The sequence below is a fragment of the Bradyrhizobium sp. 2S1 genome (assembly GCF_011516625.5).
Taxonomy (GTDB): domain Bacteria; phylum Pseudomonadota; class Alphaproteobacteria; order Rhizobiales; family Xanthobacteraceae; genus Bradyrhizobium; species Bradyrhizobium septentrionale.
On sequence record NZ_CP147717.1, the window covers coordinates 6,544,060 to 6,556,375 of the forward strand.

Here is a 12,316-nt window from a genome sequence, read left to right on the forward strand (position 1 = left end):
TGCTTACTTCTTCTTCTGCAGCACGCTTTGCGGATTGAGGTTGCCGATGCGGCCGCTCTCCGAGCCCGCCGCCGGATCGATCACCGCGTTGATCAGCGTCGGCTTGCCGGAATCCAGCGCCGCATTGACCGCGCGCTTCAGCTCGTCGGGGGAGGTGGCGTTGACGCCGACACCGCCGAAGGCTTCCATCATCTTGTCGTAGCGTGAGCCCTTGACGAACACGGTGGTCGCCGGATCGTCACCGGCAACGTTGACGTCGGTGCCGCGATAGATGCCGTCATTGTTGAAGATCACGACGCAGATCGGCAGCTTGTAGCGGCAGATGGTCTCGACCTCCATGCCGGAGAAACCGAACGCGCTGTCGCCTTCGACCGCGAGCACGGGCAGGCCGGTCTCGACCGCGGCCGCGATCGAATAGCCCATGCCGATGCCCATCACGCCCCAGGTGCCTACGTCGAGCCGCTTGCGCGGCTTGTGCATGTCGACGACGCCGCGGGCGAGGTCGAGCGTGTTGGCGCCCTCGTTGACGAAGATGGTGTCCGGACGTTCCGCGATGATGGCGCGCAGCGCGCCGAGCGCGCCGTGATAATCCATCGGCGAGGCGTTGCTCATCAGCTTCGGCGCCATCTTGGCGACGTTGTCGTCACGCTTCTTCGCCACGGTGGCGAGCCAGTCGCTCGGTGCGGCCGACCAGTTCGCGCCCATGGCGTCGAGGAACGCGGACACGCAGGAGCCGATATCGCCGACCACGGGGGCCACGATCTCGACGTTGGAATCCATTTCCTTCGGCTCGATATCGACCTGGATGAACTTCTTCGGGGCTTCGCCCCAGGTCTTGCCCTTGCCGTGCGAGAGCAGCCAGTTGAGTCGGGCGCCGATCAGCATCACGACGTCGGCGTCCTTCAACACCGTCGAGCGCGCAGCACCTGCGCATTGCGGATGCAGATCGGGCAGCAGGCCCTTGGCCATGCTCATCGGCAGGAACGGCACGCCGCTCTTCTCGACGAAATTCTTGATCGCCTCGTCGGCCTGCGCATAGGCCGCGCCCTTGCCGAGGATGATCAGCGGACGTTTTGCGTTCTTCAAAACGTCGAGCGCGCGCTTGACGGATGACGGGGAGGGGATCTGCTCCGGCGCCGCATCGATCACCTTGACCAGCGATTTCTGGCCGGCGTCGGCGTTCATCACCTGCGAGAACAGTTTTGCGGGCAGGTCGAGATAGACGCCGCCCGGGCGGCCCGACACCGCGGCGCGGATCGCGCGCGCCAGCCCAATGCCGATGTCCTGGGCGTGCAGCACGCGGAACGCCGCCTTGCACAGCGGCTTGGCGATCGCGAGCTGGTCCATCTCCTCATAGTCGCCCTGCTGCAGGTCGACGATCTCGCGCTCGGACGAGCCGGAGACCAGGATCATCGGGAAGCAGTTGGTGGTGGCGTGGGCGAGCGCTGTGAGGCCGTTGAGGAAGCCGGGCGCCGAGACCGTAAGGCAGACGCCTGGACGCTTGGTCAGGAAGCCGGCGATCGAGGCCGCATAGCCGGCGTTCTGCTCGTGGCGGAACGACAGCACGCGAATGCCCGCCGCCTGGGCCATGCGGCCCAGGTCCGTGATCGGGATACCCGGCACACCATAGACGGTGTCGATGCCGTTGAGCTTGAGCGCGTCGATGACGAGATGGAAGCCATCGGTCAGCTCTTGCTCGGTGCCCGGTGCCTCGGACTTCGTAGCGGTATTCAGCATCGGCATCGTCTCCCTGGTCGTTCTTGTTCGGACGATCTGAATGTCGTCTGAAGCGTGTGTGAACTCTAAGTCTTAGGTGAACAGTTCCTGGCCGTGCGCCTCGACATAAGCCGCCAAGCCAAGCGTATGATCGCGGGCGCGCTTTTCCGCGAGTTCGGTGTCGCGCGCCTCCAGTGCCTCGATGATCCCGAGATGCTCGGGCAGCGAGGTCGCGGTACGGTCCTTGCGGCCGATCGTGAGCTGGCGATAGCCGCGCACATGCAGCAGCAGGTCATTGGTGAGGTCGACCAGCACAGGCGATTCCGACAGCGAGATCAGCGCCTGGTGGAAGGCGATGTTGGCCTTCGAATATTCCTCGACGTGATCCTGCGGCAGGCGATCGTCGCTGAAGTCCTTGAAGAAGTCGCGCAGCGACGAGATGTCCTTCTTGCGCGCGGTGGTCGTGATCAGGCGCGCCGCCATGCTCTCCAGCGCCGCCCAGGCGCGGATCATGTCGACGATCTCCGCCTTGGTGCGGCGGACCACCACGATGCCGCGGCGCGGCACGGTCTTCACGAAGCCGTCCTGCTCGAGCATCGCGATCGCTTCGCGGATCGGCGTGCGACTGACGCCGAGACGCTCGGACAATGCGCGCTCGTCGAGCATCACCGGCTCCGGCGTCGCGTAGATGTCCATCTTCAGGATCGCTTCCTTCAAGGCCTCATAGGCCTTGTTCTTGAAGCTCGTCTCCGGCGCGATCCGGACGATGGCGATATCTGTGTCAGCCATGTTGGGTGACGCCTTGGTCTGTTTCGGTTCTGGCACGACTCGTCTCCTCCTCTTGGAGACGTCTTCTTAGCAGAAGAAATACCCTAGATTTTTGGCATGCCAAATACCAGGATGTCAAGGTGCCTATATTTTTCGATATTTTTCGACATCAAGCGACCTTGACAATTACGTCTTTGGCATACCAAATGCCACGAAATCTGTCCCAGGAGGAAGCCAATGTCAAATTCTAAGGATGCGGTCCGCAAAATTCTCGATGCGGTCAAGGCCGACAAGCGCACGAGTCTCACCGCGCCCGAAGGCAAGGTGGTGTGCGATGCCTACGGCATTCCGGTGCCGAAGGAAGGCGTTGCCAAGTCGGCGGCCGAGGCCGCCCGGATCGCTTCCGACATGGGCTTCCCGGTCGTGATGAAGATCGTCTCGCCCGACATCCTTCACAAGACCGAGGCGGGCGGCGTAGTGGTCGGCGTCAAGAGCGCCGCGGACGCCGAGAAGAGCTACGAGACCATCCTCGCCAACGCCAAGAAATATAAGGCCGATGCCAAGATCGAGGGCATCCAGGTGCAGCAGATGCTGGGCGGCGGCACCGAGGTGATCGTCGGCTCGATCACCGACGGCTCGTTCGGCAAGCTGGTCGCCTTCGGCCTCGGCGGCGTGCTGGTCGAAATCCTCAAGGACATCACCTTCCGTCTCGCGCCCGCGACCAAGGACGATGCGCTGTCGATGCTCGACGGCATCCAGGCCCATGAGATGCTGAAGGGCGTGCGCGGCGGCGAGCCGGTCAATCGCGAGGCGCTGGCCGACGTCATCGTCAAGGTGTCGCAGCTGGTCAGCGATTTCCCCGAGATCGTCGAGCTCGACCTCAATCCGGTGTTCGCCACCAGCAAGAACGCGATCGCGGCCGACGTCCGCATCGTCGTCGACTTCGACTACAAGCCGCGCCCGGCGCCGCGTCCGACCGAGGAGATCGTCGCGGCGATGAGCCGCATCATGCAGCCGAAGGGCGTGGCCGTGATCGGCGCCTCCGCCGAGGACGGCAAGATCGGCAACTCGGTGATGAAGAACCTCATCAACGGCGGCTACAAGGGCGATATCTATCCGATCCACCCCAAGGCCGAGGAAATTCTCGGCTACAAGGCCTACAAGAGCGTCAAGGACGTCCCCGGCGTGATCGACACGGCGGTGTTCGCGATCCCCGCGAAATTCGTCGCCGGTGCGCTCGCCGAATGCGGCGAGAAGAAAATCCCCGGTGCGGTGCTGATTCCGTCGGGCTTTGCCGAGGCCGGTGCGCCCGAGCTGCAGGCCGAGATCGTCGAGGTCGGCAAGAAGTACGACATCCGCCTGATGGGGCCGAACATCTACGGCTTCTATTATACCCCGGCCAATCTGTGCGCGACGTTCTGCACCGCCTACGACGTCAAGGGCCACGCCGCGCTGTCGTCGCAGTCGGGCGGCATCGGCATGGCGATCATCGGCTTCTCGCGTTCGGCCAAGATGGGCGTGTCGGCGATCGTCGGCCTCGGCAACAAGTCCGACATCGACGAGGACGATCTGCTCGCCTTCTTCGAGCAGGATCCCAACACCAACCTGATCGCGCAGCACTGCGAGGACCTGAAGGACGGTCGCGCCTTTGCGGAGGCCGCCAAGCGCGTCTCCAAGAAGAAGCCGGTGGTGGTGCTCAAGGCCGGCCGCACCTCGGCCGGCGCCAAGGCTGCCTCGTCGCACACCGGCGCGCTGGCCGGTAACGACAAGATCTATGAGGACGTGTTCAAGCAGTCGGGCGTGATCCGCGCCCGCAGCCTGCGGCAATTGCTGGAATTCGCCCGCGGCGTGCCGGTGCTGCCGACGCCGAAGGGCGAGAACATCCTGATCATCACCGGCGCCGGCGGCTCCGGCGTGCTGCTTTCCGACTCCGTGGTCGACAACGGCCTGTCGCTGATGTCGATGCCGCCGGATCTCGATGCGGCGTTCCGCAAGTTCATCCCGCCGTTCGGCGCGGCCGGCAATCCTGTGGATATCACCGGCGGCGAGCCGCCGATCACCTATGTCAACACGGTGAAGCTCGGCCTGTCGGATGAGCGCATCCACGCGCTGATCCTCGGCTACTGGCACACGATCGTGACACCGCCGATGGTGTTCGCGCGCAACATGGTTGAGGTGAAGAAGGAGATGGAGGCGAAGGGCTTCGTCAAGCCGATCGTCGCCTCGCTCGCCGGCGACGTCGAGGTCGAGGAAGCTGCCGAATATCTCTACCAGAACGGCATTCCGGCCTACGCCTATTCGACCGAACTGCCGGTCGAGGTGCTGGGCGCCAAATACAAGTGGGCGCGTGGCGCGGGCCTGCTGTGATCGTCTGATCCATCGAAGACCACAGGCCGCCTCGGACATCGTCCGGGGCGGCCCTTTTTATTGGGTCGCCCCGTCTGAGCCTTGCCGCCGAGGTGAGCGGGAAAGGGCGGCATCGGCCCGATCGTTCGAAAACCTGCCCAGGCTTCCTGCTGCGTCTTGCGCGGGTTCCGCGCGCCATTCCTTTTTCCCGATCGCGTTCGGCCCAGCAAGGCAGCTTGCCTTTCGCATCTGATGTACTATTGATATGTCAGATGAAGGATGATGGAGGGAGCCGCGATGGAGTTGGCTGCAACAGGGATGACCGACCGCCAGCGCAAATATCGCGCGACCTACCGCGAGCGCGTGGTGGGCTGGTACAATGGCTGGCTGCACGTCGTGCTGATCTACACGATCGGCTTCACGGCGCTGTACGTCTACCTGGCCAATGTGCATGACGTGAAGTGGTGGGAATACCTCACCATTCCGGCGGTCTTCCTGATTGCAAACTTCTTCGAATGGGCGGTGCATCGCTTCGTCATGCACCGGCCGTCGAACGTGCCGCTGCTGCGCGCGATCTACAGCCGCCACACGCTGATGCACCATCAGTTCTTCACCGAGGAGGAAATGCGCTTTGCCGATCATCACGACTGGCGCGTCACCTTCTTCCCTCCCTATGCGCTCGTGGTGTTTACCCTGATGTCGATCCCGCCGGCGATCGTCGCCGGCCTCGTGATCTCGGCGAATACCGGCTGGCTGCTGATCACCACGACGACGTCGATGTAACTGATCTACGAATTCATGCACTTCTGCTGCCACGTCGAGGAAAATGCCTTCGTGCGCAACATGCCTTTTGTCAACACCATCCGCCGGCATCATACCGCCCATCACAACCAGTCGATCATGATGGAGCGGAACATGAATCTGACCTTCCCGGTGATGGACTGCCTGTTGGGCACCTCCGATCTCAATCGCGGCCTGCTCGGCCACATCTTCAACGGCTACAGCACGCGCTACGTGAAGACCGACATGCGACGGACGGCGAGGACGCCGCGGGTCGTGGCGAAGGAGCGATCGGTGCCGCATGCCGCAGCTTGAACCCAACCTCGCCGGCCTCGCCTGGTTCGGTCTGCTGTGGAGCGTGTGCTGCATCGGCTTCCTGCAACTGGCCGGGATGTATCCACTGCGCGGACGCGCCGTTCTGCCGGTGACGGTGACGACGATATTGTGGGTGACGCTGCTCGCCGGCACGCTGGCATTCGCCCTGGTCGAGCTGCGCTGGACCACGGTCGTTGTCGTAGGCGGCGTGCTGTTCCTGTTCCTGCCCGGGCTGTTTCAGGCGCTGCCGGAATGGTGGCGTAACGGACGGGCGGGATTGCGCCTGTCCTGCTGCGCCATGATTGCGGCGCTTGCGCTGCTCGTCGGCGTGGCTGCACCGTCTTTTCACATCTGGATGACCTAGAGCATTTTCCGATCACGTTGCGTCGTAACCAGCCGCGACGAGATAATTTTGGCATTCCTCGGGTGAGAAGCGCTTGAGAGCGTTGGCGATTGCTTGCCAGAGATCGGGCATGGTGCGCGCTGCGGCGGCCCGCAACAGGGCTTTCAGTTTAGAGAAGGCGATTTCGATCGGGTTGAAGTCTGGACTGTAGGGCGGAAGATAGAGCAGGCTTGCTCCGACCGCCCGGATGGCCTCTCGAACGCCATGGACCTTGTGAGCGGGCAAGTTGTCCATGATAACGGTATCGCCCGGCCGCAGCGATGGGGCGAGCAATTGCTCGACGTAGGCCAGGAAAGCGTCGCCATCCATTGGACCGTCCAGAACAAGCGGCGCGATCAGACCGTCGGAGCGCAATCCAGCGGTGAATGTCGTCGTCTTCCAATGTCCGTGTGGGATAGCTGCACGACATCGCTCGCCGCGTGGCGAGCGGCCGTAAAGCCGCGCCATTTTGGTGTTGGCACTGGTTTCGTCGATGAAGACGAGACGCTCAGGGTCAAGATCGATTTGCCCTTCGAACCACTCCTCACGCGCGGCATTTATATCGCCGCGCCGTTGCTCGGCGGCGTGCGCTGTCTTTTTTTAAGTGTGATCTTTCTGCGCTGGAAAAAACGCCAGAGCGACGCGATGCCAGTCGATATTCCACGACGTTTCAACAGTTCTCGCAACTCGGCGAGCGTGATATCCGGCTTCGCTGTCACTGCCTCCAGAATCAATTGCGAATGCGCTTCGATGCGCTGCGATTTGCGGTCACCGCCCTGGCGTTTAGGAACGATGTCGCCAACTTCCTTGAGGCGACCGCGCCAGCGGATCGCACTGGCCGTGCTGACACCAAAGCGCTCAGCAGCCTGTCGACAGGACATGCCACCGTCAATCGCGGCTATCACCCTTTGACGAAGATCAACCGAAAGCGCCCTGGCCATACATGCTGGCCTCCCTCGCCAGCATGCAGCTTGAATCTGACTCGCGCCGTTTTGGGAATCCCCACCCGATTCATTCCGGTCGGAAAATGCTCTAGAGGGAGGTCTCGATGCCAAGCCACATCAAGCTCATGCTGTCGCTGGCGTGCCTTGCCACGGCGGCCGGTGGATACTTTTTCATGGTCTATCTGGGACGGCGGGGACCGAGCTTCGCCGTTGCTTTCCTCGGCGTGTTTGCCACGGTCGCGATGTGGATCTTCCCCGAGGTCGTCAAGAAGAACCTCAAGATGCGTCCGCCGGGATCCTGATATGATGCGGCAGCACAGGGAGGAGCCGATGGCGAGCTATACCGGGGACCGCACCATCGACGGCATTTCCGTGCTGGTCGACGGCGCGCCGCTGTCTGCGCATTACGACCAGCTTCGGCTCACCGAACACGGTTTTGAATGGAGCTATGAGGGGCCGGAGCCGGCACAACTGGCCTTCGCGCTGCTCTATGATCATCTGCACGACGCCGCCGCTGCGAAGGCGCTGCACGAAGCGTTCATGCGGCGCGTCGTCGCCAATTTCGACAATGAATGGGAACTTTCCTCCGCCGATCTCGACACGCGGTCACGGCGCTGCGGTCCGGGCGGACGGCCTAACCCACGCTGATTTTTCCGACAGAGAGCCTTTCGAGATGACCCTGACCTGTCGCGCGGCGGTGCTGCATCAAAGCGGAACGCCGCTTTCGGTCGAGCGCGTTTCGCTTGCACCACCCATGCCGACCGACGTCGTGGTGAAGGTGCGTGCCGCGGGGCTCTGCCACACCGATCTGGAGGTGATCGACGGATCGCTGCGCTATCCCTTGCCGATGATCCTCGGGCACGAGGCGGCCGGCGTGGTCGAGGAGGTCGGCAGCGCGGTGCGTGACGTGCGCGCCGGCGATCACGTGATCCTGTCCTGGAATCCGCATTGCGGGCACTGCTTTCACTGCGACCGTGGGCAGCCGATCCTGTGCGAGACCTATCTCGCCAGGGGCGCGGAAGGCGTGCATTTCGACGGCGCGTCGAAGGCGCAGCTCGCGGGCGGCAGCGGCCTGGCGCATCTGATGTTCCTCGGCGCGTTCTCGGAATATGTCGTGCTGCCGGCGCAGCAGGCGATCGTGGTGCCAAAGGATATCCCGTTCGATCGCGCGTGCCTGATCGGCTGCGGCGTCATGACCGGCGTTGGCGCCGCGCTGAACGTCGCCGACATCGGCCATGGCGATACCGTGATGGTCACCGGCTGCGGCGCGGTCGGGCTGGCAGCGGTGCAGGGCGCCCGGCTCGCCGGCGCCGGTGCGATCATCGCGGTCGACCTCGATGATGCAAAGCTTGCGCTGGCGCGAACGCTCGGCGCGACGCAGGTCGTCAACGCGGCGCGCCAGGACCCGGTCCAGTTCGCAAAGGAGGCGACGCGCGGGCGGGGCGCTGACGTCATTCTCGAGGCGGCGGGCCATCCGCTGGCGTTTCGGCAGACCGCGGAGGCGGTGCGGCCGGGGGGGGAGGTGATCTGGCTCGGCAAGATCGACGTCACGCAAGATGTGAGTTTCCGCTGGGGGGCGTTGATGGGCGAGAAGCGATTTCGCCGCTCGAGCTACGGCGGGGCGCGGCCACGGCGCGACTTCCCTTTGCTGGCGCAGGCCTATCTCGATGGCCGGCTCAAGCTCGACGAACTGATCACCGGCCGCTGCACCCTCGACGGCATCAATGATGGCTTCGAGGCGTTGCGGCGCGGCCGCTCGATCCGCACGGTCGTCGAGTTCTAGAGCATGATCCGGAAAAGTGGAATCCGGTTTTCCGAAGAGATCATGCTCAAACAAAGAGATGAGATCATGATGCGATTCCATGTAATCGCATCATGATCCAAAGCTCTCACAGCGTCGAACGTGCAAAACTTTCGATGTAGTCGATCAGGTTGTCGGACGCCGCGCCAGCGGCATCGACGCGGCGCTCGGCGACGGCTTCGGCGACGTCGGCATGCAGCCGCGCCGCGAGCGGCAGATCGGCCGCTTCCTTGTAATGCTGGTACCAGAATCGGCGCGACAGGCCGTGCATCAGGCCCATGGCGCGGGTGGCGAACTCGTTGCGTGATGCCGCGGAGATCAGTGTGTTGAACTGGTGATCCAGCCGCATGAACAGCAGATCGTCGGATTTTTCCGCCGCGCGCCGCATGCCGGCGGCGATCTCGGTGAATTGCGCGCGCTGCTCGCTGGTGGCGCGCTCGGCGGCGCCGCGCGCCATCAGCCGTTCCAACTCGCGCCGGACCTCGAGCAGGCGGAGCTGGGCCCGCAGGTCGATCTCGGACACCAGCACGCCGCGACGGGCCAGGATGTTGACGAGGCCGTCGCGCGACAGCCGCTGCAACGCCTCGCGAATCGGGGTACGGCCGATGTCGAGCCGCTTGGCGAGCACGAGCTCGGAGAGCGCGGTGCCGGGCGGCAGTTGCAGGGTCACGATCAGCTCTTCCAGCTCGGCATAGGCGCGATCGGTGAGGGTGACGTCGCCTTGCGGGAGCGGGGCCTGCGCGGCAGCGCGCGGCTTATCGGCGGCGGCGGACGATCGCCGCGCCGGCCGGCGGCTTCCGGCTGCGCGCGCGCGCACCGTGCTGGATCGCTTGTTCGAATCGGCCATCGGGGTCACGCGTGCTGCTGTACAGCAGATATCTCACATGCCCCGATGGCACTGACAAGGCCAGTCGATCAGCGCTACGCCGAATCCGGCCGTATGCAGCGAACAGCAGCGCATCATCAGTGCGAAATGCTCTCCAGCGTCCGGCCGCGGGTTTCCTCGCCGAGCAACAGCACCGCCAGCGCCGCCACCACGAACGCGCCGGCGCCCAGTGCGAACACGCCGCTCTGTCCCGCCGCAGGCAGGATCACGCCGATCACATAAGGGCCGATCAGTGAACCGATTCGGCCGACCGCGGAGGCAAAACCGGTTCCGGTGGCACGAACATGGGTCGGGTACAGTTCAGGCGTATAGGCGTAGAGCGCCGACCACATGCCGAACAGGAAGAACTGCATGCAGAGGCCGGCAATGATGAGCTGGGTCTGGTCCGCCGCCGAGCCGTAGAAGTGGCAGGCGATCGCGCCGCAGAGCAGGTTCATCACCAGCGTCGCCTTTCGGCCCCAGGATTCGACGAGCCACGTCGAGACCAGGAAGCCGGGGATGCCGGCGAGCGAAATCAGGATCGTGTAGAACACCGATTTGGTGATCGGGAATCCCTTGGCCTGCAGCAACGCGCCGAGCCACGTGGTCAGACCGTAGAAGCCGAGCAGCGCGAAGAACCACAAGGTCCACAACATCGTGGTCCGCTTGGCGTAGATGCCTGAAAACAGCGTCCTCAGGCCCGTCACTTCGGACGCGGGAGCGGCGGCCTGGCGCACGACCGGCGGCAGTTCCTTGCTGCCGAGACGATCGCGGACCCTGCTTTCAATGTCGCGCACGGTCGCTTCGGCCTGCTCGGAATAGCCGTGGGAAGCCAGCCAGCGCGGCGATTCCGGAACGTAGCGTCGCACCACAAGCACGAAGACGGCCGGGATCGCCTGCAAGATGAAGACCCAGCGCCAGTCGGCGGCCTGCAGCACGAAGTAGGTCAACAGGCCCGACGCGATGAAGCCGAGCGGCCAAAACCCTTCGAGGAAAGCGATGTAGCGGCCGCGGTTCTTGGCCGGCATGATCTCCGAGACCATCGACTGCGCGACCGGAAACTCCATGCCCATTCCGAAGCCGAGCAGCAGGCGGGATGCGCCGAGCGCGGTCGCCGTCGTCGAGAGACCGCAGCACAGGCTGCCCAATCCCCAGAAGATCATGCTGACCTGGAAGACGCGGGCGCGGCCGAATCGGTCGGCAAGCAGGCCGGCGGAGGCGGCGCCTGCGAACATGCCGAGGAAGCTCATGCTGGACAGCAGCCCGGTTTCCGCCGTCGACAGGCCGAAGGTCTGTCGGATCGAGCCGAGCACGAAAGTCAGCGCGGCCAGGTCCATGCTGTCGAAGAACCATGCGGTCGCGATGATTCCGAAGATCCAGCGTTGATAGGAGGTCAGCGGCAGGCGCTCGAGCCGTGCCGCGATGTCGGCGACCTGCTGCGCTTGCGCGGTGCGCGCGACGGCGGCCGGAGCCCGGCTACCGGCCGATGCGGTGACGTCGGAAATGGTCATGGCTGTCCTGCCCAGCTGGACGTTGCTGGGCTCTTGCCGGCCCGTCCATGAAATGTCACACGGATAGCAGTGATATGTCAATTGGTGATCAGTGCGGAATTGGCGGTACGAACCCGGCTGCGGCGCCGGATGCGGCCGCGGACAAATCGGCGCGCGGCACGGGCCTGCTGTGATCTGGTCGACAATCGGTGCCGCTTCGGAGGCCCTCCGGAGCGGCATCGCCACCCGGTTAACGGCATCCGAGAAATCGGGGGCTAACAGATAATCCGGCTTTAACGGGGGGCCGATTAAACGTCTCGTGGTTGCACGTGCGCGATACCCGGAAGGTATCCGATGGCGCGTCCGGAGGAGGCGTTTTCCCTACCATGTCAATTCAGCTCGATTCGGATTTTGAGAACGACGATCGCGCGAGGGCGCAGATCGACGCGGCGGTGAGCTATCTGCTCAGGGACGCGACCGGCGTGGCGCGCGACCATGCCGTCGAGGCCATCGTCGAACTGGTTCGCGATATCGCAAGCCGGCCGCCCGGTCTCGACATGGCATCGCGGCAGCCGCTCATGAGCGGCGTCGCCTACAAGGACTATGTGATCGATGCCTACCGGCGCGATGTCGATCGCTGGCGCGCCACTATCCGCCGGTCGAACGGCAAGAAGATCCGGATCGCCTTTCCGCCCTCGGTGCGCGACGACGCAACGACGACGGCGGATGCGATCACCGCCGAGAAGGCCATCGAATTCGCCAGGCGGGCGATCGACATGGGCGAAGTAATCTGATCCGCACCGCCTGAAGGCTGCCGTCGTCGCGAAAATCTACCCGACGGCCGCCAAGCCTATGCTTGGGACGCGCGATGTGCTCCGATGCGGCGCCGCGCCGGTTCCGCTGCCGTTT

At 64.0% G+C, this 12,316-nt stretch carries 11 protein-coding genes and 1 pseudogene; 7 read left to right on the forward strand and 5 right to left on the reverse strand.

Going from position 1 to position 12,316, the window contains the following annotated elements; translation table 11 throughout:
- Nucleotides 1-3 precede the first annotated feature (3 nt).
- A complete protein-coding gene (oxc, locus tag HAP54_RS30765; RefSeq protein WP_166293879.1) occupies nucleotides 4-1,737 on the reverse strand; it encodes an oxalyl-CoA decarboxylase in 1,734 nt (577 codons plus the stop codon).
- Nucleotides 1,738-1,809: 72 nt separating this feature from the next.
- Complete coding sequence (locus HAP54_RS30770) at nucleotides 1,810-2,505, reverse strand: GntR family transcriptional regulator (RefSeq protein ID WP_051346457.1); 696 nt, start codon at nucleotides 2,503-2,505, stop codon at nucleotides 1,810-1,812.
- Between the two features lie 216 nt (nucleotides 2,506-2,721).
- Between HAP54_RS30770 and HAP54_RS30775 the strand changes: the two genes are divergently transcribed.
- The 3 genes and pseudogenes from HAP54_RS30775 to HAP54_RS30785 all read left to right on the forward strand — a co-directional run bounded on the left by HAP54_RS30775 (nucleotide 2,722) and on the right by HAP54_RS30785 (nucleotide 6,289).
- Complete coding sequence (locus HAP54_RS30775) at nucleotides 2,722-4,851, forward strand: acetate--CoA ligase family protein (RefSeq protein ID WP_166293881.1); 2,130 nt, start codon at nucleotides 2,722-2,724, stop codon at nucleotides 4,849-4,851.
- Between the two features lie 276 nt (nucleotides 4,852-5,127).
- A pseudogene (locus tag HAP54_RS30780) lies at nucleotides 5,128-5,925 on the forward strand (fatty acid hydroxylase family protein).
- Nucleotides 5,912-6,289, forward strand: coding sequence for a hypothetical protein (locus tag HAP54_RS30785; protein WP_166293883.1), 378 nt, complete (start codon nucleotides 5,912-5,914; stop codon nucleotides 6,287-6,289). Before HAP54_RS30780 ends, HAP54_RS30785 begins: the two are co-directional and overlap by 14 nt.
- Before the next feature lie 12 nt (nucleotides 6,290-6,301).
- Here HAP54_RS30785 and HAP54_RS30790 read toward each other — a convergent pair.
- A protein-coding gene (locus HAP54_RS30790; protein WP_414646153.1) for an IS630 family transposase occupies nucleotides 6,302-7,248 on the reverse strand; the annotation gives its coding sequence in 2 pieces (ribosomal slippage) (nucleotides 6,302-6,900 and nucleotides 6,900-7,248; 948 coding nt in all).
- A 107-nt stretch (nucleotides 7,249-7,355) separates the two neighbouring features.
- Between HAP54_RS30790 and HAP54_RS30795 the strand changes: the two genes are divergently transcribed.
- The 3 genes from HAP54_RS30795 to HAP54_RS30805 are packed head-to-tail and all read left to right on the forward strand — an operon-like array spanning nucleotide 7,356 to nucleotide 9,034.
- A complete protein-coding gene (locus HAP54_RS30795; protein ID WP_166293887.1) occupies nucleotides 7,356-7,553 on the forward strand; it encodes a hypothetical protein in 198 nt (65 codons plus the stop codon).
- Between the two features lie 28 nt (nucleotides 7,554-7,581).
- Nucleotides 7,582-7,899 (forward strand): DUF6166 domain-containing protein, encoded by a 318-nt coding sequence (locus HAP54_RS30800; RefSeq protein ID WP_166293889.1) that lies wholly within the window; start codon nucleotides 7,582-7,584, stop codon nucleotides 7,897-7,899.
- Nucleotides 7,900-7,924: 25 nt separating this feature from the next.
- On the forward strand, nucleotides 7,925-9,034 hold the full coding sequence (locus HAP54_RS30805) for a Zn-dependent alcohol dehydrogenase (RefSeq protein WP_166293891.1): 1,110 nt from the start codon (nucleotides 7,925-7,927) through the stop codon (nucleotides 9,032-9,034).
- Nucleotides 9,035-9,140: 106 nt separating this feature from the next.
- Here the strand turns inward: HAP54_RS30805 and HAP54_RS30810 are convergent, their stop codons facing one another.
- Nucleotides 9,141-9,899, reverse strand: coding sequence for a GntR family transcriptional regulator (locus tag HAP54_RS30810; RefSeq protein WP_166293893.1), 759 nt, complete (start codon nucleotides 9,897-9,899; stop codon nucleotides 9,141-9,143).
- 116 nt (nucleotides 9,900-10,015) lie between these two features.
- Nucleotides 10,016-11,428, reverse strand: coding sequence for an MFS transporter (locus tag HAP54_RS30815; RefSeq protein WP_166293895.1), 1,413 nt, complete (start codon nucleotides 11,426-11,428; stop codon nucleotides 10,016-10,018).
- A 365-nt stretch (nucleotides 11,429-11,793) separates the two neighbouring features.
- Here HAP54_RS30815 and HAP54_RS30820 point away from each other — a divergent pair, with 365 nt between their 5' ends.
- The gene (locus HAP54_RS30820; RefSeq protein WP_166293897.1) at nucleotides 11,794-12,201 is read left to right on the forward strand and encodes a hypothetical protein; all 408 of its coding nucleotides are present in this window, start codon (nucleotides 11,794-11,796) and stop codon (nucleotides 12,199-12,201) included.
- Nucleotides 12,202-12,316 lie beyond the last annotated feature (115 nt).

Excerpts from the sequence above, each read along its gene's own strand:
- oxc (WP_166293879.1), bottom strand. The coding sequence starts at position 1,737 with ATGCTGAATACCGCTACGAAGTCCGAGGCACCGGGCACCGAGCAAGAG.
- HAP54_RS30770 (WP_051346457.1), bottom strand. The coding sequence starts at position 2,505 with ATGGCTGACACAGATATCGCCATCGTCCGGATCGCGCCGGAGACGAGC.
- HAP54_RS30775 (WP_166293881.1), top strand. The coding sequence starts at position 2,722 with ATGTCAAATTCTAAGGATGCGGTCCGCAAAATTCTCGATGCGGTCAAG.
- HAP54_RS30785 (WP_166293883.1), top strand. The coding sequence starts at position 5,912 with ATGCCGCAGCTTGAACCCAACCTCGCCGGCCTCGCCTGGTTCGGTCTG.
- HAP54_RS30795 (WP_166293887.1), top strand. The coding sequence starts at position 7,356 with ATGCCAAGCCACATCAAGCTCATGCTGTCGCTGGCGTGCCTTGCCACG.
- HAP54_RS30800 (WP_166293889.1), top strand. The coding sequence starts at position 7,582 with ATGGCGAGCTATACCGGGGACCGCACCATCGACGGCATTTCCGTGCTG.
- HAP54_RS30805 (WP_166293891.1), top strand. The coding sequence starts at position 7,925 with ATGACCCTGACCTGTCGCGCGGCGGTGCTGCATCAAAGCGGAACGCCG.
- HAP54_RS30810 (WP_166293893.1), bottom strand. The coding sequence starts at position 9,899 with ATGGCCGATTCGAACAAGCGATCCAGCACGGTGCGCGCGCGCGCAGCC.
- HAP54_RS30815 (WP_166293895.1), bottom strand. The coding sequence starts at position 11,428 with ATGACCATTTCCGACGTCACCGCATCGGCCGGTAGCCGGGCTCCGGCC.
- HAP54_RS30820 (WP_166293897.1), top strand. The coding sequence starts at position 11,794 with ATGTCAATTCAGCTCGATTCGGATTTTGAGAACGACGATCGCGCGAGG.